26 protein-coding genes, 1 pseudogene and 1 other annotated feature are annotated in these 24,777 nt (G+C 51.4%); of the genes and pseudogenes, 21 read left to right on the top strand and 6 right to left on the bottom strand.

The annotated features are described in order from the left end of the window. Window positions 1–16: 16 nt before the first annotated feature. The 3 genes from rluB to rnm all read right to left on the bottom strand — a co-directional run bounded on the left by rluB (window position 17) and on the right by rnm (window position 2,487). Window positions 17–892 (bottom strand): 23S rRNA pseudouridine(2605) synthase RluB, encoded by an 876-nt coding sequence (rluB, locus tag RVY89_RS06330; protein WP_008502809.1) that lies wholly within the window; start codon window positions 890–892, stop codon window positions 17–19. A gap of 96 nt (window positions 893–988) precedes the next feature. Then, a complete protein-coding gene (locus tag RVY89_RS06325) occupies window positions 989–1,609 on the bottom strand; it encodes an L-threonylcarbamoyladenylate synthase (RefSeq protein ID WP_003856793.1) in 621 nt (206 codons plus the stop codon). Continuing rightward, window positions 1,606–2,487: an RNase RNM gene (gene rnm, locus RVY89_RS06320; RefSeq protein WP_484827220.1), complete on the bottom strand. Its 882-nt coding sequence runs from the start codon at window positions 2,485–2,487 to the stop codon at window positions 1,606–1,608. Before rnm ends, RVY89_RS06325 begins: the two co-directional genes overlap by 4 nt. A gap of 139 nt (window positions 2,488–2,626) precedes the next feature. On the opposite strand from rnm, the gene trpL reads away from it, so the two are divergent. The 9 genes from trpL to RVY89_RS06275 all read left to right on the top strand — a co-directional run bounded on the left by trpL (window position 2,627) and on the right by RVY89_RS06275 (window position 11,387). Continuing rightward, window positions 2,627–2,671 (top strand): trp operon leader peptide, encoded by a 45-nt coding sequence (gene trpL / locus RVY89_RS06315; RefSeq protein WP_106993556.1) that lies wholly within the window; start codon window positions 2,627–2,629, stop codon window positions 2,669–2,671. Then, window positions 2,648–2,742: a sequence feature (Trp leader region), on the top strand. Its footprint overlaps the gene before it by 24 nt. A gap of 23 nt (window positions 2,743–2,765) precedes the next feature. Further along, the gene (locus tag RVY89_RS06310) at window positions 2,766–4,328 is read left to right on the top strand and encodes an anthranilate synthase component 1 (protein ID WP_335246508.1); all 1,563 of its coding nucleotides are present in this window, start codon (window positions 2,766–2,768) and stop codon (window positions 4,326–4,328) included. Further along, window positions 4,328–5,923, top strand: coding sequence for a bifunctional anthranilate synthase glutamate amidotransferase component TrpG/anthranilate phosphoribosyltransferase TrpD (gene trpD, locus RVY89_RS06305; protein ID WP_047348257.1), 1,596 nt, complete (start codon window positions 4,328–4,330; stop codon window positions 5,921–5,923). The genes RVY89_RS06310 and trpD overlap by 1 nt, the downstream gene beginning before the upstream one ends. 3 nt (window positions 5,924–5,926) lie before the next feature. Further along, window positions 5,927–7,285 (top strand): bifunctional indole-3-glycerol-phosphate synthase TrpC/phosphoribosylanthranilate isomerase TrpF, encoded by a 1,359-nt coding sequence (trpCF, locus tag RVY89_RS06300; protein WP_484827219.1) that lies wholly within the window; start codon window positions 5,927–5,929, stop codon window positions 7,283–7,285. Between the two features lie 10 nt (window positions 7,286–7,295). Continuing rightward, window positions 7,296–8,489 (top strand): tryptophan synthase subunit beta, encoded by a 1,194-nt coding sequence (gene trpB / locus RVY89_RS06295; protein WP_484827218.1) that lies wholly within the window; start codon window positions 7,296–7,298, stop codon window positions 8,487–8,489. Further along, window positions 8,489–9,298, top strand: coding sequence for a tryptophan synthase subunit alpha (gene trpA / locus RVY89_RS06290; protein ID WP_484827217.1), 810 nt, complete (start codon window positions 8,489–8,491; stop codon window positions 9,296–9,298). The genes trpB and trpA overlap by 1 nt, the downstream gene beginning before the upstream one ends. 182 nt (window positions 9,299–9,480) lie before the next feature. Further along, window positions 9,481–10,692, top strand: a complete 1,212-nt coding sequence (gene yedE / locus RVY89_RS06285) for a selenium metabolism membrane protein YedE/FdhT (RefSeq protein WP_262820855.1) — start codon at window positions 9,481–9,483, stop codon at window positions 10,690–10,692. Further along, window positions 10,689–10,922 (top strand): sulfurtransferase-like selenium metabolism protein YedF, encoded by a 234-nt coding sequence (yedF, locus tag RVY89_RS06280; protein WP_003856774.1) that lies wholly within the window; start codon window positions 10,689–10,691, stop codon window positions 10,920–10,922. Before yedE ends, yedF begins: the two co-directional genes overlap by 4 nt. A 126-nt stretch (window positions 10,923–11,048) precedes the next feature. Further along, window positions 11,049–11,387: a hypothetical protein gene (locus tag RVY89_RS06275; RefSeq protein WP_063621876.1), complete on the top strand. Its 339-nt coding sequence runs from the start codon at window positions 11,049–11,051 to the stop codon at window positions 11,385–11,387. 46 nt (window positions 11,388–11,433) lie between these two features. On the opposite strand, the gene ompW is transcribed toward RVY89_RS06275, so the two are convergent. Further along, window positions 11,434–12,066 carry an outer membrane protein OmpW gene (ompW, locus tag RVY89_RS06270; protein ID WP_032674934.1) on the bottom strand — a complete coding sequence of 211 codons (633 nt, stop codon included), beginning with the start codon at window positions 12,064–12,066 and terminating at the stop codon, window positions 11,434–11,436. Window positions 12,067–12,348: 282 nt separating this feature from the next. On the opposite strand from ompW, the gene RVY89_RS06265 reads away from it, so the two are divergent. From RVY89_RS06265 to yciA, 4 genes are all read left to right on the top strand, one after another. Then, window positions 12,349–12,753 carry a YkgJ family cysteine cluster protein gene (locus RVY89_RS06265; protein ID WP_032674935.1) on the top strand — a complete coding sequence of 135 codons (405 nt, stop codon included), beginning with the start codon at window positions 12,349–12,351 and terminating at the stop codon, window positions 12,751–12,753. Window positions 12,754–12,778: 25 nt separating this feature from the next. Further along, window positions 12,779–13,522, top strand: a complete 744-nt coding sequence (locus RVY89_RS06260; protein WP_032674936.1) for a YciC family protein — start codon at window positions 12,779–12,781, stop codon at window positions 13,520–13,522. A 56-nt stretch (window positions 13,523–13,578) separates the two neighbouring features. Further along, on the top strand, window positions 13,579–14,118 hold the full coding sequence (locus RVY89_RS06255; RefSeq protein WP_028018783.1) for a septation protein A: 540 nt from the start codon (window positions 13,579–13,581) through the stop codon (window positions 14,116–14,118). Window positions 14,119–14,222: 104 nt separating this feature from the next. Then, entirely contained in the window at window positions 14,223–14,618 is a 396-nt protein-coding gene (yciA, locus tag RVY89_RS06250) for an acyl-CoA thioester hydrolase YciA (protein WP_008502796.1), read from the top strand. Between the two features lie 38 nt (window positions 14,619–14,656). Here yciA and tonB read toward each other — a convergent pair whose 3' ends face one another. Next, window positions 14,657–15,379, bottom strand: coding sequence for a TonB system transport protein TonB (gene tonB, locus RVY89_RS06245; protein WP_023617069.1), 723 nt, complete (start codon window positions 15,377–15,379; stop codon window positions 14,657–14,659). Window positions 15,380–15,599: 220 nt separating this feature from the next. On the opposite strand from tonB, the gene RVY89_RS06240 reads away from it, so the two are divergent. The 3 genes from RVY89_RS06240 to RVY89_RS06230 all read left to right on the top strand — a co-directional run bounded on the left by RVY89_RS06240 (window position 15,600) and on the right by RVY89_RS06230 (window position 18,222). Further along, window positions 15,600–15,896, top strand: coding sequence for a YciI family protein (locus tag RVY89_RS06240; protein WP_484827216.1), 297 nt, complete (start codon window positions 15,600–15,602; stop codon window positions 15,894–15,896). A 109-nt stretch (window positions 15,897–16,005) separates the two neighbouring features. Continuing rightward, a complete protein-coding gene (locus tag RVY89_RS06235; protein WP_484827215.1) occupies window positions 16,006–17,316 on the top strand; it encodes a phosphoglycerol transferase I in 1,311 nt (436 codons plus the stop codon). A 525-nt stretch (window positions 17,317–17,841) separates the two neighbouring features. Then, window positions 17,842–18,222, top strand: coding sequence for a hypothetical protein (locus RVY89_RS06230; RefSeq protein WP_484827214.1), 381 nt, complete (start codon window positions 17,842–17,844; stop codon window positions 18,220–18,222). A 53-nt stretch (window positions 18,223–18,275) separates the two neighbouring features. Here RVY89_RS06230 and RVY89_RS06225 read toward each other — a convergent pair whose 3' ends face one another. Next, a complete protein-coding gene (locus RVY89_RS06225) occupies window positions 18,276–19,229 on the bottom strand; it encodes a bifunctional helix-turn-helix transcriptional regulator/GNAT family N-acetyltransferase (RefSeq protein ID WP_484827213.1) in 954 nt (317 codons plus the stop codon). 101 nt (window positions 19,230–19,330) lie between these two features. Between RVY89_RS06225 and RVY89_RS06220 the strand changes: the two are divergent. The 5 genes and pseudogenes from RVY89_RS06220 to RVY89_RS06200 all read left to right on the top strand — a co-directional run. After that, window positions 19,331–19,589 (top strand): annotated as a pseudogene (locus RVY89_RS06220) (ATP-dependent DNA helicase RecG); the annotation flags it as partial. 424 nt (window positions 19,590–20,013) lie between these two features. Continuing rightward, window positions 20,014–20,559 (top strand): fimbrial protein, encoded by a 546-nt coding sequence (locus RVY89_RS06215; RefSeq protein WP_484827212.1) that lies wholly within the window; start codon window positions 20,014–20,016, stop codon window positions 20,557–20,559. A gap of 63 nt (window positions 20,560–20,622) precedes the next feature. Next, window positions 20,623–21,327, top strand: a complete 705-nt coding sequence (locus tag RVY89_RS06210; protein ID WP_484827211.1) for a fimbrial biogenesis chaperone — start codon at window positions 20,623–20,625, stop codon at window positions 21,325–21,327. Window positions 21,328–21,340: 13 nt separating this feature from the next. Further along, window positions 21,341–23,788: a fimbria/pilus outer membrane usher protein gene (locus RVY89_RS06205; protein WP_484827210.1), complete on the top strand. Its 2,448-nt coding sequence runs from the start codon at window positions 21,341–21,343 to the stop codon at window positions 23,786–23,788. Between the two features lie 10 nt (window positions 23,789–23,798). Continuing rightward, entirely contained in the window at window positions 23,799–24,773 is a 975-nt protein-coding gene (locus tag RVY89_RS06200) for a fimbrial protein (RefSeq protein WP_484827209.1), read from the top strand. The last annotated feature ends 4 nt before the right edge of the window (window positions 24,774–24,777 follow it).

Raw genomic sequence — 24,777 nt, 5'->3', positions numbered from 1 at the left:
TCACCGGGCTTTTACGTTAACCGTTGTTATTACGGCTACCAGAGCGGCGGTTGCTGCTCACCTGGCTGTGACGCTTCACCGCACGGCGAATCTGGTTTGCCTTCATGCGGCGACGATCTTTTTCCACCGCCACTTTAGAGGTGGTTTCCGGCGTCAGGCCGACCAGCTCGCGCAGGTAGTTGGTCTGGGTCAGATCCAGTTCGGTATACCCCCCACGCGGCAGGCCTTTCGGCAGCAGGATGTCGCCGTAACGGACACGGATCAGGCGGCTAACCTGCACGCCTACCGCTTCCCAGAGACGACGCACCTCACGGTTGCGGCCTTCGGTCAGGGTCACGTTGTACCACTGGTTGATGCCTTCCCCACCGGTAAATTTGATGGTTTTGAACGCCGCAGGACCGTCTTCCAGCTGAACGCCACGCGACAGGTCGCGCAGTTTATTCTCATCAACCTGGCCAAACACGCGCACCGCGTATTCACGTTCCACTTCACGGCTTGGGTGCATCAGACGGTTTGCCAGTTCACCATCGGTGGTAAACAGCAGCAGACCGCAGGTATTCACGTCCAGACGACCAACGGCAATCCAGCGAGCGCCACGCAGTTTAGGCAGACGGTCAAACACCGTCGGGCGACCTTCCGGGTCGTTGCGGGTACACAGCTCGCCTTCAGGCTTGTAGTAAGCCAGCACGCGACAGATTTGTTCAGCGGACTCTTTCACGGAGATAAGATGACCGTCGATGCGGATCTTCAGCCCCGGTACGATTTCAACGCGGTCACCCAGCGTGGCGATTTTACCGTCCACACTCACGCGGCCCGCTTCAATAATGGCTTCGATTTCACGGCGTGAACCGTGGCCGGCACGCGCCAGCACTTTCTGTAACTTCTCGCTCATTGAGCTTCCTCAGGTGTCGCCTTCACAGGCGTCGAATCAGGTCAAAAGAGGGCTGAGCCCTGCTTTGATGGCCGCGTAGTATATCTGCTTATACCATTACAAGAAAGGCTTTACGTCACCCACCCCTTCTCGAATCACTTCCGGTGCATCTTCGGTTAAGTCGACCACGGTAGTGGGCTGCTGGCCGAGATAGCCGCCGTGAATAATCAGCTCGACCACCTTCTCCAGACGATCTTTGATCTCTTCCGGATCGGACTCGGTAAACTCGCTGCCCGGCAGCATCAGCGAGGTAGACAGCATCGGCTCGCCGAGGGTTTCCAGCAGCGCCTGTGCAATTGGGTTAGAAGGCACGCGCATCCCAATGGTTTTACGCTTTTCCTGCAGCAGACGACGCGGCACCTCTTTCGTCCCTTTCAGGATAAAAGTGTAGTTACCCGGCGTGTTGTTCTTAATCAGACGAAACGCCACGTTATCGACATACGCATAGGTCGACAGCTCAGAGAGATCGCGGCACATCAGGGTAAAGTTATGGCCGTCCGGCAGCTGGCGAATACGGCAAATGCGTTCCATTGCCCCTTTGTCTTCAATTTTGCAGCCCAGCGCGTAGCCTGAATCGGTCGGGTAGACAATCACGCCGCCTTTGCGGACGATCTCCACGGCCTGGTTGATCAGACGTGGCTGCGGGTTATCCGGATGGATATAGAAAAACTGACTCATACTTCCCTCTCTTCAATTTGCTGCGGCTGTTCCCAGAGCTGCCAGACCGGCTCAACGCCAGCGGGCAACCAGAGCTTGCGCCCCAGTTCGATCCACGCGCAGGGCTGATGGAAATCAGAACCCTGTGAGCCAAGCAGGCCGAACTGGCTGGCATAGGTCGCGAGCTGCGCGCGCTCGTTGGGGGCCTGCTGGCACTGGGCGACTTCCATCGCCTCGCCACCGCTTTCGGCAAAGTGCGCCAGCAGCCTTTTCAGCCATTTAGCAGAAAGATTATACCGTCCCGGATGGGCCAGCACGGCCTTACCGCCAGAATGATGAATCACATCAATAGCTTGTTTTATTGTACACCACTGTGGCGGAACGTATCCGGTTTTCCCGCGGGCCAGATACTTTTTAAAGACGTCAGCCATGGTCGTCGCTTTACCCGCCTCTACGAGAAAACGGGCGAAATGACCGCGCGTAACCGCCCCGCCGTTCGCCAGCTTTTGCGCGCCTTCCAGCGCGCCCGGAATATGCGCCTTTTCCAGACGCTCGCCGATCATCTCTGCGCGCTGGTTGCGGCGCGTTTTTTGTTCTTGCAAAAAGGCAATAAGTGCCGGATGGTCTATATCGATATTCAGCCCAACGATATGAATCTCATGGTTTTCCCAGACGGTCGAAATTTCGACACCGGACACCAGATCAAGCGCCAGCCCGCTGCGGGCAATCTCGGCGCGGGCCGCAGGAATGGCATCCGTCGTATCGTGATCGGTTATCGCAAGCGTACCGACGCGCATTTCAACGGCACGATGAACCAGGGCTTCGGGTGTCAGCAGGCCATCAGAGGCCTGAGTGTGGCTGTGTAAATCATAAATAATAGCGTAGGTGGTATCGCTCAAAGCACTTCCCATAACAGGTTAGAGACATCCGAAACCATCATGATACCGACTTATATCGAAATTCTGAAATCAAGGGTTGACAACTTGCCATCGAACTAGTTAACTAGTACGCAAGTTCACACGAGAAAGGTATCTGAAAATGACAGCACATTTCACTCTGCACGGTTGGTGGCGTACTTCCTGATCTTCGGGCAGTGTCACGCGTCTGCGAAATGCAAACAGATACCCAGCCCGCTTCCAAGCGGGCTTTTTTTTGAACAGAAAATGAGAACAATATAATGCAAACAGCCAAACCACACCTCGAACTGCTGACCTGCGAGGCGGCCTATCGCCACAACCCCACCGCGCTGTTTCATCAGGTCTGCGGTGCACGTCCGGCGACGCTGCTGCTGGAATCTGCGGACATCGACAGCAAGGACGATCTCAAGAGCCTGCTGCTGGTCGACAGCGCGCTGCGCATTACCGCTTTAGGTGACACCGTCACAATCAAGGCGCTGTCAGACAATGGCGCATCGCTGCTGCCGCTGCTGGATGCAGCCCTGCCTTCAGGCATTGAAAACGAACGTCATCCAGAAATGCGTATTCTACATTTCCCGCCGGTGAGCCAGCTGCTGGACGAAGACGCGCGCCTGTGCTCCCTTTCCGTCTTTGATGCCTTCCGCCTGCTGCAGAACCTGGTCACCGTGCCGGAAGACGAGCGTGAGGCGATGTTCTTTGGCGGGCTGTTTGCCTACGATCTGGTCGCCGGATTTGAAGATTTACCGGAAACCGAGCAGGGCAATCGCTGCCCGGACTACTGTTTCTATCTGGCAGAAACCCTGCTGGTGATCGACCATCAGAAACAATACACCCGTATCCAGGCCAGCCTGTTCACGCCTTCGACCGCTGAGAAAAACCGTCTTGAGCACCGCATCGCGCAGCTTCAGCAGCAGATGACGGAAGCGCCGCCTGCGCTTCCGGTACAGCGCGTGGAAAAAATGACCTGCGATGTGAACCAGACCGACGACCAGTACGGTGCAGTGGTTCGCCAGATGCAAAAAGCGATTCGCGCCGGGGAAATTTTCCAGGTGGTACCGTCCCGTCGCTTCTCTCTGCCCTGCCCGTCTCCGCTGGCCGCTTACGACGTACTGAAAAAGAGCAACCCAAGCCCGTACATGTTCTTCATGCAGGACAACGAATTCACGCTGTTCGGCGCCTCGCCGGAAAGCTCGCTGAAATATGACGCCACCAGCCGCCAGATTGAGATCTACCCGATCGCCGGAACCCGTCCGCGCGGGCGTCGCGCAGACGGCTCGCTGGATCGCGATCTCGACAGCCGCATCGAACTGGAAATGCGTACCGACCATAAAGAGCTCTCCGAGCACCTGATGCTGGTTGACCTGGCGCGTAACGATCTGGCCCGTATTTGCACCCCGGGCAGCCGCTACGTGGCGGACCTGACTAAAGTCGACCGCTATTCGTTCGTGATGCACCTGGTCTCCCGCGTGGTGGGCGAGCTGCGTCATGACCTCGACGTGCTGCACGCCTACCGCGCCTGCATGAACATGGGCACCCTGAGCGGCGCGCCGAAAGTTCGCGCCATGCAGCTGATTGCCGCCGCCGAAGGGCGTCGTCGCGGCAGCTACGGCGGCGCCGTGGGTTACTTCACCGCCCATGGCGACCTCGATACCTGCATCGTGATCCGCTCCGCCTATGTCGAAGACGGGATTGCCACCGTCCAGGCGGGTGCAGGGATTGTTCTTGATTCTGTTCCGCAGTCTGAAGCTGACGAAACGCGCAGCAAAGCCCGTGCGGTCCTTCGCGCCATTGCTACCGCACACCATGCACAGGAGATTTTCTGATGGCTGACATTCTGCTGCTCGATAATATCGACTCCTTTACCTATAACCTGGCAGATCAGCTGCGTGCGAATGGCCACAACGTCGTTATCTACCGCAACCACGTCCCGGCCCAGACCCTGATTGACCGTCTGGCAACCATGCAAAACCCGGTGCTGATGCTTTCCCCAGGGCCAGGGGCACCGAGCGAAGCGGGCTGTATGCCGGAGCTGCTGACCCGCATGCGCGGCAAGCTGCCGATTATCGGCATTTGCCTGGGCCATCAGGCGATTGTGGAAGCCTACGGCGGCTACGTCGGCCAGGCGGGTGAGATCCTTCACGGTAAAGCGTCCAGCATCGAACATGACGGCCAGGCGATGTTTGCCGGGCTGCCGAATCCGCTCCCGGTCGCGCGCTACCACTCGCTGGTTGGCAGCAATATTCCCGCCGGGCTGACCATCAACGCCTCGTTTGAAGGGATGGTGATGGCGGTACGTCACGACGCGGATCGCGTCTGTGGGATGCAGTTCCATCCGGAATCGATCCTGACTTCCCACGGTGCTCGCCTGCTGGAGCAGACGCTCGACTGGGCGTTACAGAAGCTAGAGCAGACCAACACCCTGCAGCCGATTCTGGAAAAACTGTATCAGGCGCAAACCCTGAGCCAGCAGGAGAGCCACCAGCTCTTCTCCGCCGTGGTTCGCGGCGAACTGAAGCCTGAGCAGCTGGCGGCCGCGCTGGTGAGCATGAAGGTCCGCGGCGAAAGCCCGCAGGAGATCGCCGGTGCCGCTACGGCCCTGCTGGAAAATGCCGCCCCGTTCCCGCGCCCGGACTATCAGTTTGCCGATATCGTTGGCACCGGGGGAGACGGCAGTAACAGCATCAATATCTCCACCGCCAGCGCCTTCGTGGCGGCGGCGTGTGGTTTAAAGGTCGCGAAACACGGTAACCGCAGCGTGTCCAGCCGTTCAGGCTCGTCCGATTTGCTCGCCGCATTCGGCATTAATCTCGATATGAACGCAGAGCGTTCCCGTGAAGCGCTGGATGACCTGGGCGTCTGCTTCCTGTTTGCGCCGAAGTATCACACCGGTTTCCGCCACGCGATGCCGGTTCGTCAGCAGCTTAAAACCCGCACGCTGTTTAACGTGCTCGGCCCGCTGATCAACCCGGCGCACCCGCCGCTGGCGCTGATCGGTGTCTACAGCCCGGAGCTGGTCCTGCCGATTGCCGAGACGCTGCGCGTGCTGGGTTACCAGCGTGCCGCCGTGGTGCACAGCGGCGGAATGGACGAAGTGTCACTGCATGCGCCGACGCTGGTAGCCGAACTGCGCGACGGAGAAATACTCAGCTATCAGCTGGACGCTGCCGACTTCGGCCTCGCGCCTTATCACCAGGAAGCGCTGGCTGGCGGGACGCCGGAAGAAAACCGTGACATTCTGACGCGCTTATTACAAGGTAAGGGAGAGGTCGCTCATGAGGCCGCCGTTGCTGCCAACGTCGCCATGCTGATGCGTTTGCACGGTGAGGAAGACCTGAAGGCCAACGTTCAAAAAGTTCTGGATGTACTGCGCTCCGGTGCAGCTTACGATCGCGTTACCGCACTTGCGGCAAGAGGGTAAAGAATGCAGACCGTTTTAGCGAAAATCGTTGCCGATAAGGCCATCTGGGTGGAAGCCCGCAAGCAACAGCAGCCGCTTGCCAGTTTCCAGAATGACGTCGTCCCGAGCAGCCGTCGTTTCTATGATGCCCTGCAGGGTGCGCGCACCGCGTTTATTCTTGAGTGCAAAAAAGCGTCCCCGTCTAAAGGCGTTATTCGTGACGATTTCGACCCGGCACGTATTGCCGGCATTTATAAGCATCATGCGTCCGCCATCTCCGTGCTGACGGATGAGAAATATTTTCAGGGCAGCTTCGATTTTCTGCCGATCGTCAGCGGCATCGCGCCGCAGCCGATCCTGTGCAAAGACTTCATTATCGACCCGTATCAGATCTGGCTGGCGCGCTTTTACCAGGCCGACGCCTGCCTGCTGATGCTCTCGGTGCTTGACGACGAGCAGTACCGCCAGCTCTCTGCCGTCGCGCACAGCCTGAACATGGGCGTACTGACCGAAGTAAGTAACGAAGAGGAGCTGGAACGCGCGATTGCGCTGGAAGCCAAAGTGGTTGGCATCAACAACCGCGATCTGCGTGACCTGTCTATTGACCTGAACCGCACGCGCCAGCTGGCGCCGCGTCTGGGCGCTGGCGTCACGGTGATCAGCGAATCCGGCATTAACAGCTACGCTCAGGTGCGAGAGCTCAGCCACTTCGCCAACGGTTTCCTGATTGGCTCCGCCATGATGGAACATGACGATCTCAATGCGGCAGTACGCCGCGTGCTGCTGGGTGAAAACAAAGTCTGCGGCTTAACCCGCGAACAGGACGCCCAGACCGCATATGAAGCCGGAGCGATTTATGGCGGGCTGATTTTTGTGGATTCGTCTCCTCGCGCGGTGAGCGAAGAGCTGGCGCGTAAGGTCATCGCCGCAGCACCACTCAGCTATGTTGGCGTGTTCCGCAATACGGATATCGCAGAGGTGGTTGAAAAAGCCGACGCGTTATCCCTTAGCGCGGTGCAGCTTCACGGCGAAGAAGATCAGGCCTATATCGATGCCCTGCGCGCCACGCTGGCACCGCAGGTACAGATCTGGAAAGCGCAACGCGTTGACGATACGTTACCCCCGCGTAACCTGAACCACGTGGATAAATACGTCCTCGATAACGGCCAGGGCGGAACCGGCCAGCGTTTTGACTGGTCTCTGCTGAACGGCGAAAAGCTGGACAACGTCCTGCTGGCGGGCGGATTAAGCCCGGACAACTGTGTAGAAGCCGCGAAAACCGGCTGCGCAGGCCTCGATTTCAATTCAGGCGTAGAGTCTCAGCCGGGTATTAAAGATGCCAGCAAACTGGCCTCGGTTTTTAAAACTCTGCGTGCATATTAAGGAAGAGAAGATGACGACATTACTTAACCCGTATTTTGGCGAGTTCGGCGGGATGTACGTCCCGCAAATCCTGATGCCCGCGCTGCGCCAGCTGGAAGAAGCGTTTGTCAGCGCGCAGAAGGATCCGGCGTTTCAGGCTGAATTTACCGACCTGCTGAAAAACTATGCAGGCCGCCCAACGGCCCTGACCAAATGCCGCAACCTGACGGAAGGCACCAAAACCACGCTGTATCTGAAGCGCGAAGACCTGCTGCACGGCGGCGCGCATAAGACTAACCAGGTGCTGGGCCAGGCGCTGCTCGCCAAGCGTATGGGCAAAACCGAAATCATCGCCGAAACCGGCGCGGGCCAGCACGGCGTGGCCTCTGCGCTCGCCAGCGCCCTGCTCGGCCTCAAGTGCCGCATCTATATGGGGGCGAAAGACGTTGAGCGTCAGTCTCCGAACGTCTTCCGTATGCGTCTGATGGGTGCGGAAGTGATCCCGGTGCACAGCGGCTCCGCGACGCTGAAGGATGCCTGTAACGAAGCGTTGCGCGACTGGTCTGGCAGCTACGAAACCGCGCACTATATGCTCGGTACCGCGGCGGGCCCTCACCCGTTCCCGACCATCGTGCGTGAATACCAGCGCATGATCGGGGAAGAGACCAAGGCGCAAATCCTCGAAAAAGAGGGTCGCCTGCCGGATGCGGTGATCGCCTGCGTCGGCGGTGGATCTAACGCCATCGGCATGTTTGCTGACTTCATCGACGACACCAGCGTGGGTCTGATTGGCGTCGAGCCTGCGGGTCACGGCATTGAATCGGGTGAACACGGCGCGCCGCTGAAGCATGGCCGCGTAGGGATCTACTTCGGCATGAAGTCCCCGATGATGCAGACCGATGAAGGCCAGATTGAAGAGTCTTACTCTATCTCTGCCGGCCTCGACTTCCCGTCCGTCGGGCCGCAGCACGCCTATCTGAACAGCACCGGTCGTGCGGACTATGTCTCCATTACCGATGACGAAGCGCTGGAAGCGTTCAAAACGCTGTGCCGCAGCGAAGGGATCATCCCGGCGCTGGAGTCTTCACACGCTCTGGCCCATGCGCTGAAAATGATGAAAGACAATCCGGAAAAAGAGCAGCTGCTGGTAGTTAACCTTTCCGGACGCGGTGACAAAGATATCTTCACCGTCCACGATATTCTGAAAGCACGAGGGGAAATCTGATGGAACGCTACGATAACGTATTTGCAGAACTGAAATCCCGCCAGGAAGGCGCGTTCGTTCCCTTCGTCACCCTTGGCGATCCTGGCCCTGAACAGTCGCTGAAGATCATCGACACCCTGATTGAAGCCGGTGCCGACGCGCTGGAGCTGGGGATCCCGTTTTCTGACCCGCTGGCGGATGGCCCGACCATCCAGAATGCGACGCTGCGCGCGTTTGCCTCAGGCGTAACGCCTACCCAGTGCTTCGAGATGCTGGCGGCGATCCGTCAGAAGCACCCGACCATTCCGATTGGCCTACTGATGTACGCCAACCTGGTGTTCAACCGCGGTATCGATGAGTTTTACGCCGAGTGCGCGCGCGTGGGCGTCGACTCCGTTCTGGTCGCCGACGTGCCGGTTGAAGAGTCCGCGCCGTTCCGCCAGGCTGCGATGCGTCACAATGTCGCCCCGATTTTCATCTGCCCACCGAACGCTGATGACGAACTGCTGCGCCAGATTGCCTCTTACGGGCGCGGTTACACCTACCTGCTCTCCCGCGCAGGCGTGACCGGTGCCGAAAATAAAGCGGCCCTGCCGCTGCATCATCTGGTGGAAAAGCTGGCCGAGTACCATGCCGCACCGCCGCTGCAGGGCTTCGGGATCTCCTCTCCGGATCAGGTCACCGCGGCGATTGACGCGAAGGCTGCGGGTGGTATTTCCGGCTCTGCGATTGTGAAGATCATCGAGAAGAACGTGGACAAGCCCGAGCAGATGCTGACCGAGCTGAAGGCGTTTGTAACCGCCATGAAGGCGGCGACGCGTAAAGCCTGACCCCCTCCACCGTCTGGCATCCCTGCCAGACGGTTAGCCTTTATTCCCCGCCATCAACAAAGGATGACGTTAAAATTGATCCTTTCGATATTTTCGGTGTGAATGGCTTTTCAAACAGTCATGTAAGCGTATGATCTGGACTCTTTTTTATCTTTAATCCTTCTGAGTTCAGAGGCTTATTCATGTCATGGCAATCCTTCAAACAGGCTTACCTGGTTAAGTTCTGGTCACCCGTTCCGGCCGTTATCGCGGCAGGCATTCTCTCTACTTATTATTTTGGCATTACCGGTACCTTCTGGGCCGTGACCGGCGAGTTTACCCGCTGGGGTGGACAGCTGCTGCAGCTCGCAGGCGTGCACGCCGAAGAGTGGGGATACTTTAAGCTCATCCACCTCGACGGTACGCCGCTCACCCGTATTGACGGGATGATGATCATCGGCATGTTCGGCGGCTGCTTCGCTGCCGCGCTGTGGGCAAACAACGTTAAGTTGCGTATGCCCAAAAGCCGGATCCGCATTGTGCAGGCGGTTGTCGGCGGCATGATTGCCGGATTCGGCGCGCGTCTGGCGATGGGGTGTAACCTTGCCGCCTTCTTTACCGGGATCCCGCAGTTTTCGCTTCACGCCTGGTTCTTTGCCGTCGCCACGGCCATCGGCTCTTACTTTGGCGCAAAATTCACCCTGCTGCCGCTGTTTCGTATTCCAGTGAAAATGACAAAAGTCAGCGCAGCATCTCCGTTAACCCAGAAGCCCTCTCAGGCCCGCCGCCGTTTCCGCCTCGGGATGCTGGTCTTTTTCGCCATGGTGGCATGGGCGCTCTGCACCGCCCTGAACCAACCTAAGCTCGGTCTGGCGATGCTGTTCGGTGTGGGTTTTGGTCTGCTCATTGAACGCGCGCAGATCTGCTTTACCTCCGCGTTTCGCGATATGTGGATCACCGGGCGCACGATGATGGCGAAGGCGATTATCGCCGGGATGGCGGTCAGCGCCATCGGCATCTTCAGCTATGTTCAACTGGGCGTCGAACCAAAAATCATGTGGGCCGGTCCTAACGCGGTCATTGGCGGCCTGCTGTTCGGCTTCGGGATCGTGCTGGCTGGCGGGTGTGAAACCGGCTGGATGTATCGCGCCGTCGAAGGCCAGGTGCACTACTGGTGGGTGGGTCTGGGAAATGTGATTGGCTCGACGATCCTGGCGTACTACTGGGATGACGTGTCTCCCGTCCTGGCCACCAACTGGGATAAGGTCAACCTGCTGAAAACCTTCGGGCCTCTCGGCGGACTGCTCGTCACCTACGCCCTGCTGTTGGTCGCTTTTTTACTGGTCGTCGCACAGGAGAGACGTTTCTTCCGCCGTGCGAGCGTTAAAACAGAAACGCAGGAGAATGTAGCATGAAAGAGATTGTGCCTGATTATCGTCTGGATATGGTTGGCGAGCCCTGTCCATATCCGGCGGTGGCTACGCTTGAAGCGCTGCCGCAGCTTAAGAAAGGTGAAATTCTGGAGGTAGTCAGCGACTGCCCGCAGTCCATCAACAACATACCGCTGGATGCGAAAAACCACGGTTATACGGTGCTGGATATCCAGCAGGATGGCCCAACCATTCGCTATCTGATTCAAAAATGATCGTAAAGGGCCTCGTCAGAGGCCTTTATCGTATTGAATTATAAGACATCTTGATCCACGGCAAAAACGTAATTTCTGACTTAAGTAAAATCTCATTTCCCTTTTGAAGGAGGTTTTCGCGGTTTGATGTATTTACGAGCTTTACTGGTTTTCGCTTTATTGATTCCCTTCCATGCGCTGTCCCTGAATTTCTCTTCTACCTTCCTGCGCCTTAATTGTCCGCAAAGAGGACTTGTCGAGGTTATTCTTCACGTTTATGACCACACCCAGGAACGGTGGCACGGTCATTTTGAAACCGGCGCGGGACATAAACGTGCGGGTGATACTGAAATTATCCCGTTTGCCAACGGCGATATTCTCTTCCATTCCCTGTCCAGCGACGCTTTCAGCTATTTATATGATGGGGAAACGATCCTGAGGCACTGCGTAAAGCTTGATGAGCGACCAGTTTATCCGTCGTTTTGATGTGAGCAAAGCAAACTGGCCACCCTGTGGCCAGTTTGACGGGGGATCAGAAACGATAACCCGCAGAGAACATAAACACCCACGGATCCAGGCGAGTATTGATACTTTGCTGCTGGCCGCCCGCCTTGAAGCGTACGTCCGTATCAATATCCATATACCAGACCGAGGCGTTGATCAGCCAGTCACGGTTAATCAGGTAATCCAGACCGACCTGTCCCGCCATGCCCCACGAATCTTTCAGGCTGAGGTCCGTCAGACCCGCCTCTTTACCGGTATCGTTGAATTTCTCATCAAAGAAGGTGGTGTAGTTTACACCGGCGCCAATATAAGGACGCACCTTGCTGCTTGAGTCGCCAAAGTACCATTGCGCCATCAGCGTTGGCGGTAAATGGTGGACCGTGGCGATATCACCGGTTGGTCCTAAACCGACGCGATGACGGAACGGCGTTGCGGCCAGAAGCTCAACGCCCACGTTATCCGTCGCCATCCAGGTAAAGGTTAAACCTAACTGGGTGTTATTACTGACGTTAAAACCGCCCATTCCCAGCACGTTATCCGATCCTTCAGTTGGGCGAACCGTAGCCGAACCGGCACGAATAAAGAATTCGCCTGCTTCATGCGCATACGCGCCGCCAGAGAGACTGCTTAATACAAGGGCTGCCACCGCTAATTTTTTCATATCCGCTCCATCGTTGTGGTTTTAATCGCGGATGAGAATATACTCACAAAAGGGTAATAAGTGATCTGCCACAGATCACATTAAAACCAGTAACTTAACATTCATTGATCTGGATTAATTTTTTGTTACGCATCCAAAACCAATAAGTTGTTTCCATGTCAATTTTTGGCATTTCACGGTTACAAAATTTTCCCTTTTCCCCCTCTTGCTCTTCCTCTGGCGGCTGGATAATTTATCGCTCTCACAAGTTGATTTGATGCGTTCTTCTTTTGCAGGTGTGCCATGAGTGATATTAACCCGTGCATGACGTGCGGAGCCTGTTGTGCGTATTTTCGAGTCTCTTTCTACTGGGCCGAAGCCAGCGATGGCGGCGGTACCGTTCCGGTTCATCTTACCGAGCCGTTAACACCCTTTCTGCGCTGCATGAGCGGCACGAACCAAAAGCAGGCCCGCTGTGTGGCGCTACAGGGTGAGCCTGGGGTCGCGACCCGCTGTTCCATCTATGAGGATCGCCCCAGCCCGTGCCGGGAATTTGCCATGTCGGGGGAAGATGGGCAGGTCAACGAAGCCTGTAACCGCGCCCGCGCCCGCGTTGGATTACCGCCGCTTTACAAAGATATGCTTTTCCATACAAGCCTTGATGCTGCCACAGCAGGTGCATCCGGTGTACAATTGCCGGCTAATTAACACCTGCAATACTCAAGGAGAGTGCATGTCTATCACGGCGAAGTCTGTCTACCGTGACACGGGAAACTTTTTCCGCAATCAGTTCATTACCTTTTTACTGATCGCGTTGCTTTGCGCCTTTATCACGGTGGTGCTGGGTCATGCGTTCTCACCGAGTGAAGAACAGATTGCCAGCCTGAGCCAGGGCGACCATCTTGCGGGTAGCGTGGGGTTGTTTGAGTTGGTGCAAAACATGACGCCGGAGCAGCAGCAAATTCTGCTGCGCGCTTCTGCCGCGTCCACGTTCTCAGGCCTGATTGGTAATGCGGTTCTGGCGGGCGGCGTTTTGCTGATGATTCAGCTGGTATCGGCGGGTCACCGGGTCAGCGCCTTACGGGCGATTGGTGCCAGCGCGCCGGTCTTACCTAAGCTGTTTATCCTGATCTTTTTGACCACCCTGCTGGTGCAGATGGGGATTATGCTGGTCGTGGTGCCGGGGGTATTACTGGCTATCGTGCTCTCATTTGCCCCGGTGATGGTCGTGCAGGATAAGATGGGTATTTTTACCGCGATGCGCAGCAGCATCAGACTGACATGGGCTAATATGCGTCTGGTGGCGCCCGCCGTGATCGGCTGGCTGCTGGCCAAAACGCTGCTGTTATTGTTTGCGCCGAATTTTGCGGTTTTAACGCCTAATGTTGGCGCCGTGGTGGCGAATACGCTGAGCAATCTCATTTCAGCGGTACTGCTCGTCTATCTGTTCCGCCTGTATATGTTAATTCGTCAGTAATCCCGAGGCGGGGGGCATCGGTGTCTCCCGCCCCGCCTAGAAGATGGAATCACAGAATGAAGCAGTTTCTTGATTTTTTACCGCTCGCGGTGTTTTTCGCTGTCTATAAGTTGTACGACATTTTTGCTGCAACAAAAGCATTAATCGTTGTGACCGCCGTTGTGCTGATCTATAGCTGGATTCGCTATCGCAAAGTCGAAAAAATGGCGCTTATTACGTTCATCCTAGTGGCGGTGTTCGGTGGATTGACCATTGCCTTGCATGATGTTGAATTTATTAAGTGGAAGGTGACTGTTATTTATGCATTGTTTGCAGCAGCATTACTGTTCAGCCAATGGTTCATGAAAAAGCCCCTTATCCAGAGCATGTTAGGTAAAGAACTCACGCTGCCGCAGGTAGTCTGGTCGCGTCTGAATACAGCCTGGGCAATCTTCTTTATTCTTTGCGGTCTCGCTAATATCTATATCGCCTTCTGGCTGCCGCAGGATATCTGGGTCAACTTTAAGGTCTTTGGTCTGACTGCGCTGACGCTTATCTTCACGCTGTTAAGCGGTGTATACATCTATCGTCATATGCCGCAGGACGACAACCACTGATTACTGACTGACCAGAACGTCAACGACGGGCGTTCTGGTCTATTCTCTCCGCACGCGAATCATAGTAGCATCCCGCCTGAAGTCTTCCGTTACGAGTTAAAACAATGACAACAACTAACGCCCCTCAGGGCGAACTGGTTTTACGCACACTGGCAATGCCCGCTGACACCAATGCCAATGGCGATATTTTTGGCGGCTGGCTGATGTCGCAGATGGATATGGGCGGCGCAATTCTGGCAAAAGAGATTGCCCACGGGCGCGTGGTCACCGTGAGAGTGGACGGCATGACCTTCCTGCGCCCGGTTGCGGTGGGTGATGTGGTTTGCTGCTACGCGCGCTGCGTGAAACGCGGTAATACCTCCATTTCCATCAACATCGAAGTCTGGGTGAAGAAAGTCTCTTCTGAGCCGATTGGGCAACGTTATAAGGCCACTGAAGCGCTGTTTATTTATGTCGCCGTGGACAGCGAGGGTAAACCTCGTCAACTTCCACAAGCCTGATCGACAGGCAAAAAAAAGCCTCCTTTCGGAGGCTTTTTTTATTCCATCTGCGCCCCGCCGTTCAGGCGGAAAACAATATTGACGATCAATCCGCTACCCGGCTTGCCTGGCTCATAGCGCCATCTGCGCATGGCAGATTTCACTTCGCGCTCAAACATATTAGAAGGTTGCGCAGATAAGATTTCCACGTTATCCACGCGGCCATCCGCAGTGACATCAAATTTCACCCGTACACGGCCTTCAATACGCAAGGCCTGAGCTCGCGCCGGATACTGAGGCTGATTGCGGCTTACGGCTCGCGGGCCCGCTGGCGCGGTAACCGTTGGCTTTGACGTCGTTGCCGTATTGTTCATCACCGGACGTGAAGGCGCTGCATTTTCGACCGGCTGGGTCGCGCGCGGTTCAACCGGACGTTCCTCGCGTTTCGGACGCTCCTCAACCTTCTTCACCGGCTTTGGCTTCGGCTTAGGTTTTGGCTTCGGTTCAGGTTTGTGAATCACCACCGGGGCTTCCTTCGGTGGCTCCGGAACGGGTTCGGGTTCTGGCTCCGGTTCAGCCACCGGCTGTGGCGGCGGAGGGGCAACCTGCGGCGGTTCAAGATCCGCTGGCGATACCATCGTCACGGAAATCGGCTGCGCGGGCGCGGGCATTTCAATAACCTGATGAACCGAGGTATACAGCAGACCCGCCACAACGGCACCGTGAATCACGACAGAAAGCAGCGTCGGCCAGGGAAAGCGGCGAGGTAAATCAAGGGTCATCGAAGTCATAGTCATCAACGTTAAAAAACCGAACCCTGATTTTAAATGCAAATAGCAATCATATTCAATAAGACACTTTGCTCTGGCGCAACTTTAGCGCCTGAGAGGCCAAAAAAGGCGCATTCAGATCAGGGTATTAACATTGTTTTTATTTTACATTGCAGTCGATTGCCCTTTCACATAACGTAACTGACACTTTTACCGGTTAAGGAGCTTCGCCGTGTTTTACGTGATTTACTCTGAAGATGTTGCTGATTCGCTCGATAAACGCCAGTCTGTGCGCCCTGCGCATCTGGCACGCTTGCAGTTGCTTCAGGATGAAGGCCGATTACTGACCGCTGGCCCTATGCCTGCAGTAGACAGCAACGATCCGGGTGCTGCCGGTTTTGCCGGCTCCACGGTTATTGCTGAATTTGAATCCCAGGAAGCCGCTCAGGCCTGGGCTGATGCAGACCCGTACGTTGCAGCGGGTGTGTATGCAAAAGTGACGGTCAGACCGTACAAGAAAGTTTTTTAAATCAGTAATGTAAATGTAGGGCGGCAAACTAACATTGCATTGCCCTACTACCTTTTTGAATGAAAAAAGATATAATCCCCCCCATCTCTTTTACTTAGAAAGTTGCGTTATGGATTATATCTTCTTAGTATTATTGCTGGTCGTTTGTTTTTCTAATTCTGCATTTATCAGAATTAAATCAATTATTGTGGTTATTGCATTGCTTACATTTTCTTTTTGGTTCATATCAGATATGTTTACCGGGAATGGTGTAAATGATGCAGTTTACTATCACCTGAAAAGCAATATTCATGGAACATCTATCGATGATATATTGCCTAAGATTTTTGTGGCCACTATTTTTATTTCAATATCAATAGCAATATTATTTATTTCATTCAAATGCCAAAGCAAACTACCGCGACGCAACACCCCATTATTTACCTTATTATACGCCTTATTTGTTTCACTTTTTATTTTTAAGTCGAACGCAACCCAAAACATATATAACTCTCTTCAAAATCTATCATATGGGAATGGGATGGAAGTGGCTAAGCAATATAATAGCATTAATTACGACATGAAAAGAAAGTATAATTATGTCTTTATATATGCTGAGAGCCTTGAGCGTTCACTGAGAAACATTGATGGTATTAATTATATTCCAAACATAAGTAAGCTCGCAGATCAATACCTTGAATTTACGGACATACAACAAATTCCTGGTATGGGATGGACAATGGCAGGTATAGTCAATACGCAATGTGCTGTCCCATTAGTTCTCCCGCAGGGAAATTCAGCGAATAATATGTCTCATTTCCTGACTGGAGCCGACTGTATTGCCACGCATTTGAAAAATAGTGGGTACACTACTGAATTTATACGTGGGAGTGATAAAGAGTTTGCTGGAGGGGATAAGTTTTTTTCTCAACATGGCTGGCTTTATCAACATGATAAACAATATTTACTTAACCATCATGTTGTAGATGAAAATAAAATAAGTGGATGGGGTGTTCATGATGATTCGCTCATTGACCATGTATATAATGAATTTGAGAAATTATCAGCCACAAAAAGTAATTTCCTGCTCTCATTCTTAACCGTCAACACTCACCCCCCAGCAGGCACCTATTTATCTGCTTGTGATGGACATATTAATGCCACCATCAATAATCCGATGCTTAAATCAGCGAGTTGCTCTGATTATCTTGTAAGTACATTTATAAAAAAAATCATCAATTCAGACCATTTTGACAATACAATCATTGTTCTTGTGTCAGACCATTTGATGATGGCTAACGCAGCCAGTAAAGAACTTGACAGCATTCAGGATAAGCGTAGAAACAACTTTATTGTTATTAAAAAAGGTATCAAACCCGCTAAAATCGCCAAACCAGGAACATTATTGGATGTCTGGCCGACTATACTTGATATCTCTTAGGCTGATAAACCTGATTTTGGATTTGGTCACAGTTTACTTCGCAATGAGAAAAGCCAGATATTACAATCATGGGAAACATCTAAAAATATCAGCGATTATCTAGGTTTTTCGTCTTCACTATGGAATTACCCTTCCCTGAATGACAAATTCTCATTCAAAGATGGCACACTGACAATTGGTCAACAAGAATATAAATGGCCTCTCTTCGGCTCCGCTGACAAGAATAAAAATATCAAAAACATTTATTTTGAAGCCTTTGCCTTAAATGCGCAAAAAATAACTGCGGAGGATAATATTCTTTTTTATATAAATGATTGCTCAATAACATCCAACAATAAAAAAGGCTTATGTGGTTATGAGTTAACACGTAATAGTACTGTTCAGTACCAAATAAATGAAGCAGGTCTTTACAATCGCAAAGAAATCAACGTTGCATCTCCTTTATTTACTGAGAAACTTATCGGCATTTCGTCTGGACCACTTAATGTCCAGACAGGAATTAATGATAATTTCCAGGAGCAAATCATGCCCCATGGAGTTAATTTTTATAAGCTGGAAGGAGAAAGTAAAAAGCTAAAACTCTTGGTCAATTTTAATACATGCAATAATGTTCCCGTTGATATTAACACAGTAAAAAATTTGATTGACAAAGACAATTCGCCTCTCATCATTGCTTCGAATGAGTCTATTTTTTGTATCCCTTATGAAACCAGACCATCAATCAATGAATTATTGCGATCTGATGCGGCTACTCAGTTGGCATCCAGACAGCAAATAATAGGCACTTATACTATGAGCGATACAAAATTCATTTTAGGGAAACCTGAAATCCCATTAGATGTGTTTATAAACAAAGAAAATTATAACTTGAACGAATTATGTACCATTCTCAACGACTGTAGGTAATTTGTTCTAATCTCTTAAAAAGGCTCCGAAAGGAGCCTTTTTTATGGCGGCGATTACGCGCCTCTGTACCGGGTAAACTGCTGCTCTGTAATAAGGCTCCCCCACTGGTCGCCTTCCCACTCCTTTACCAGCGTAAACCCAAACGACTCGTACAGACACCGGGCGGCGGTCAGCTTATTGAATGTCCAGAGATGCACGAATGAAAAACCGGCACTGTCGCAAAACCGCATCGCTTCATTCAGAAGTTTTTTCCCCACGCCATGTCCCCGGCAGCCATCATCAAGAATAAACCAGCGAAGATGGGCTTCACCCGGCGCCAGATCCTCGCCATCTATCGCCACCGAGCCGACAATTTTGTCGTTGAGTACTGCCAGCCAAATCTGGTTACAGGGCTTCTCCAGTCTTTCACTAAACTCGGCAAGCCCTGAAGCCACTTTGGCCTCGAAGAAGCGACCAAAGTTATGCTCCCGCGAATAATAGCTGCCATGCATCTCCGCGATACGGCCAATCATGCCGGGTATATACCCCTGCACTATCTTCAGCTCGTCGGGGTGCATATCGTTGCCCGTTTCACGACATGCCAGCAGCGCGTTGGCATAAAGGGAGAGCCCCTCAGAGATGGTCTGCTGCTGGGCAGGAGCAAGACGCTTTATTGCTGTAACCACGCGCTCATTGCTGAAGGCATTAATTTTGCTGACCGTCTCGTGACCTTTCGCGGTCAGCCTGAGGCTCTTTGCTCTCGCATCCTCAGTAGAAATGACTTCCTCGAGTTCGCCTGCGGCGATCAGGCGCGCCAGCATCCGGCTGACGCTGGACTTTTCCAGACCCAGCAGTTGCACCAGCTGGCTCGCCGTCATCTCCTTACGTAGAGCAATTTCGACCAGTGTATGGACGGCCGAAGGCGAGTAATTCGTTGAGGCCAGGGTAGAACCCATAAAACCTAACTCTCGCACCATGAGGCGCGAGGAACGTCGAATAACACTGACTACCGGGGTTTCGCTGTGCATGTTGTGTCCTCATTATTTAGTTGTACTATACAACTAAATAATGAGAGATTGTCAAACAGAATTGAAATGACTCCCCCAGTAGCCTTGTGCCTGATGATTATCAAAACCCGGAACGTCTGGCATTTGCTCAGCTTCACGGCAGTGTTGGGCACGGACCTTCGCCTCACAGTGTACGCTTCACTATAAATCGCCGCTGTCAAAAACTGCGTTAAATCGTCTGCAAGTATTGCGCGACAACAATGATGGCTTCGTGATTGCAAAGAAGGATCTGGAAATCCGTGGTCCGGGCGGATTGTTCGGCACAAGGCAAACTGATAATGCGGAATGTAAGTTGTCGACTTATTACGCGATCGGGTAATTAACTGTGATGTTTAACGGCTCTAGCTCTCATAAAGCTCTTGATACCGGAAACTAAAAATAGTCTAATGCATAAGTGCTTTTATTTTTCCCAATGACATTTATTTTTTAATATATCATTTCAGAAAGAAACAAATTGTAAGAAACATAATTAACACTGTTCAACCTGGATATACCAGACGAGGGTTATTAACATTTCACTGCCCTTTTAGTGGCCATCCTGCTTCCCATAAAATATTTGCAAATTTTATTGTCCCATATTGGACTACAATAAAATGGAGCAATTCGATTAACTTCCCTATTCTTTTTCCTGAAGGTTAAAGGACTGATTCGTATAACGTTAAAATAACGATAACACAACCAAATGTTGGCTTTATATTAATTGACGTTACTTATTAGTAATATTGATTATTTGGATATCAAAACCATGAAAAAGTCAGTCGTTGTTTCTGCTTTTAATAGTCTTTTGCTCGTCGGTATAGCAAAAGCAGAACCTGATGATGTAGCAGCAACACTTGCTGTTTCAGGTACAGTTGAATCATCCACCAACGGATGCAATGTTAGTCTTGATAAATCAGCCATGGAGTTAGGTAGTTGGGATATTAACACCTTACCTCTGCAGGGTATCTTCAACCAAAAGACATCATCCAATGAAAACATCGCCCGTCTTGAGGGAGATAACTGTACAAGTAATAATGGCGCCTTTATTGGACTTAAATTTATGGGCCCCGCTGACCAGACGGCAGGAAATTCCTTTTTAAACACGGCCCAAGGCCAGAATGCAGCGACGGGTGTTGCAGTTTCAGTTTACGGCTACAACGATCATACTGCGATTAACCCTAACACAAGCACAAGATTAGTTTATAGCGGCGATACGTTCAGATTTTACGTCGGCATGGTAAGGCTGGTTAATACATCCCTGACGCCAGGAAATGTTGAATCTGCAATGACGCTGGAAGTCGATCGACTGTAGTTCCTTTGAATACCAGCCAGACGCGGCACATACTCTATTATATCTAGCTCATATGGAATTGAGATGAAACACTCTGCTTTAGCTTCACTTTTTTCTCTGTTTTTGATGTCTGGTTTTGCTCAGGCTACATTAACACTTAACGCTGACCGTCTAATTTATAACGAAAAAGAAGGTGATGCCTCAGTCACCATTCGTAGCAATGAAGACCGTGCATATCTTGTGCAGTCATGGCTAGATGCAGGTGATAGCAGTGCTACCAAAAAACTGCCATTCGTGGTAACGCCTCCGTTATTCCGCCTGGCACCTAAAAGTGATAACGTAATCCGGGTAGTTTATCTGGGTCAGGGTTTACCTGCCGATCGAGAAACGCTTTTATGGCTTGATGTTAAAGGTGTTCCTGCCCTAAACGATGAAGAAGCAAAAGTCGAAAACCGGATGGTTCTGGCTCTCAATAATCGTATTAAATTTTTCTTCCGGCCTGCAGGTGTTAAGGGCGATCCTGGGGAAGCAGTAAAAAATCTAACCTGGAAAGCGTCAGGAAACACGGTAACAGTTAAAAACACATCGCCATTCAATCTTGTATTGAGCAAAATTGTTGTCGATAAAGAAAGCATCCCTGTTTCAGTTGTTGATAACAACACTGTCATCCCGCCATTCTCTGATAAAACTTATCATCTTAAGCATTCCATTCATGGCGGTGCTGTCGTTGAATGGGATGCACTAAACGATTTTGGTGTAACCTCGAAAACTTATTCTAAGAATTTATAAATAAAAGTACGTTATGTATTCATTTAGAACATCGTGGTTAACGCCTGTCGCTGCATCATTATTACTCACCCGTGTAGCTTTCGCGGGAGAGTATTTTGATCCAGGCTTATTGCAATCGGTAAATGGAAGTAATCCTATTGGTGATACAAGTGCGTTAAGCCAAGGACACCAGCCTCCCGGTATTTACCGTGTAAAAATTAATGTTAATGGAAGAGCTATTCTTATTAATGACGTTCGGTTCGAGCAGAACAAAGATAAGGTATTAGTTCCTTGCCTCTCATTTAGCACATTACAAAAATTAGGCGTGGATATGGACAACGTTGAATCCGGCATGAAAGACAACGACAAGGATGAAACTTGTACACCAGCAGAAACACTGTTTCCTGGTCTCAAGGTCGACTTCGACTTTTCCAAGCTGGAATTGAATATTGCTATTCCACAAACATTACTACGTGATGAAAGTCTTCAAGGTGTTCCGGTAGAAGAGTGGGACGATGGTATCCCTGCACTTTTAAACAACTATCAACTCTCCGGTCAGCAATATATTGATCGCAATAATGATACGACAGATACCGTATTCGTTAATTTAACAAATGGATTCAACTTTGGTCGCTGGCGCTACCGAAATAACTCCATACTCAGTAACGAGGACGGTTGGCACTCAACGGCAAATTATGTGGAAACGGCTCTACGTTCTCTGAAAGGTGAGCTAACAGTTGGAGATGCCAGTACCTCTGGCGATGTCTTTGACAGCTTGTTGATTCGCGGCATACAGCTAAGTTCCGATCAGGATATGGTGCCAGACCAGCTAACTGGGTTTGCTCCGATCATTCGCGGCATAGCAAAGAGTAATGCTCAGGTCACGATACGGGATAATGGTCGTATTGTCTATCAACGCTCTGTGCCGCAAGGCCCGTTCGTGATTAGCGATCTGGCCTCTGTGTCGAGCGGTGGAAAATTAGACGTCACCGTGACAGAAGCCGATGGATCCGAAACACACTCGACGGTTGCCTATTCCAGTGTCCCTCAGTTGCTCCGAGACGGCCAGATAAAATATAACGTGACTGCAGGCCGTTATCTGACGAATCCAACATCACTTGAACATGATCCTCAAATGATGCAAGCCTTGTTGGCTAAGGGATTACCGTTGAATATCACTGGCTACGGTGGTCTTCAGCTACAGGAACGTTATAAGGCGTTAAGCATCGGTGTTGGTGTTGATCTTCATCGGTTAGGGGGCATTGCGGTTGATACAACTCGAAGCAACAGCAGCCATGAAGGCTCCTCTGATGAAAGGGGCAGAATGCTACGCCTGACGTATCACAACAGTATCCCGGAAACGAATACACAGGCTCAGCTGGATAGCCGCTATTACTGGCGAGATTATCAGTCATTCAGTAATTGGGCTGACGCCGATTCGTTCACAGATGATGCACGTGAACGTCGTGAATTTAACCTGACCATTAATCAGGCGCTAAACAGTGATAACAGCTTTTACACCACACTGAGCCGTATCCAGAATGTGGATAACTCCGTCTCCCGCTCACTCCAATTAGGCTGGAATAGCTCAATCAACATCGTCAGTTTTTCGTTGATGTGGAATATGGTGAAAAATGAAGGTACCTCTGCGTGGGACAAGCAATTGGCCTTAACATTATCCGTGCCGCTGAGCAGTTTTTATCCGTCTGCTCAACCGATGTTGAACTATACCGCCACTTCTGGATTGAAAGGCGATCTTTCAAATCAAGTAGGGATTACCGGGAAAGTCGGCGATAACCAGGATTTAAACTGGAATACGCAAGTGTCGTATGGCCAAAGTGATACTAAAAGCGGATCGGCTGGTCTTGATTATCAAGGAAACTATGGGGACCTGAATGCAACACTCACTACGGATGAGCATCAGTACCTAAGTTGGAATGCTTCAGGAAGTCTGATCGCTCACCAGCACGGCGTGACATTTGGACGTTTTAGTAACGGCAGCCAGGCGCTCGTCGCTATCCCAGACGTTAAAGATGTAAGTATGCAGAGCAGTAGAAATGTAGTAACAAATTCAAGAGGCTATGCCATTGCTACGGACCTGCAATCCTACCACCGCAATACATTGCAGGTGGATCCCCGCGCGAATAAGGATGTCGATTTTGTCAGCACCTCTGCGGAGGTTATACCCACTAAAGATGCGGTCGTATTGGCCAAATTTGACGCTATCAGCGGACGTAAAGTTGTCATGGAAGTTAAACATAACGGTAGCTTCCTGCCCTTCGGTGCACGGGCCCGCATTGATGGCATAAGCGATGTCTGGTACGTCGGAGATGAAGGCCAGGTCTATTTGAATGCTGCGCCAGAGGAGGGCGTGGTCAAGTTTAGCTGGGGTGAACAGGCGCATTGCTCAACACCGTTCAAACTACCAGACCAAGATAAAACCATATCCCGGATGGTCGTTTTACCTGTCGAGTGTAAATAAGGAACTGAAGATGCCGATTCGCTTACTTAAACTGGTCTCGTTAAGCATGGGTTTGTATTGCCTGGCATATCAGGCCAACGCCAAGGAATGCATAAAGTCAGATAGCACTGACCCTTTGAACTTGACGATCCCCGTCATCGCCACATTGCCAGTGCGAGCAGCGACGGCACCGACAGGTACGACTCTTTATGTTAAGGAAGCGTCTTTAGCTCAACTGACCGGAGTTCATCGCCCCATTTCAGGGGACTGTATGGAGAAATTAAGTCAGGCATTGAACGGACGAATTATGGCATCTCAGAGCGGTTTCAATACGTTTGCAACTTCGTTGCCGGGAATCGGTATACGAATGACCGCTATCTATGACAACCACTCCGGTAAGCATAAAGAATGGGTTTTACCGTTTAATGCATCACTGTACGATCTGTCCCAAACATCAGTCACCACCGATGAACTGAAATTACGTCTTGAGACAATTAAGACCGGGGATATATCAGGTGGCACGGCCACTTTCCGGCTGCCTTCGTTTCTCAATACAACAGATAACAAGCTGGTCGTGAATTTGCAGTTGACGTTATTAATGGATCCTGCACATTGCGATATTTTACTGGCGCAGCCACAGATTGAATTACCTGCGATTAACGCTAAGGATTTGGCAAACAATGCAGAAAATACGGCTTACCCTATTAACGTCAATTTGAAATGTTTAAACACACGTAAAGCCAGCCTTACCGTCGAGGGTTTACCTTCCGATAATAAGAGCAGCATTTTTAAGAATGTTACCACCGATAACCCAGCGTCAGGGGTCGGTATTGAGATGCTTTATAACAACAGCATACTATACCCGGGTCGCCCAATAGACATTACTCTCAACCAGGAAGAAAATGGTATGGCCCTTCCATTAACAACGCGCTATGCAAAGACGAATGAAGAAATAACAGGAGGAAATGTAAAAGCACAAATTACGCTAAGAATTAATTACCTTTAACGTT

Source organism: Enterobacter sp. 3U4 (assembly GCF_057224565.1).
Note: the sequence above shows the minus strand (reverse complement) of the source record. Positions and strands in the feature narration are given on the sequence as shown.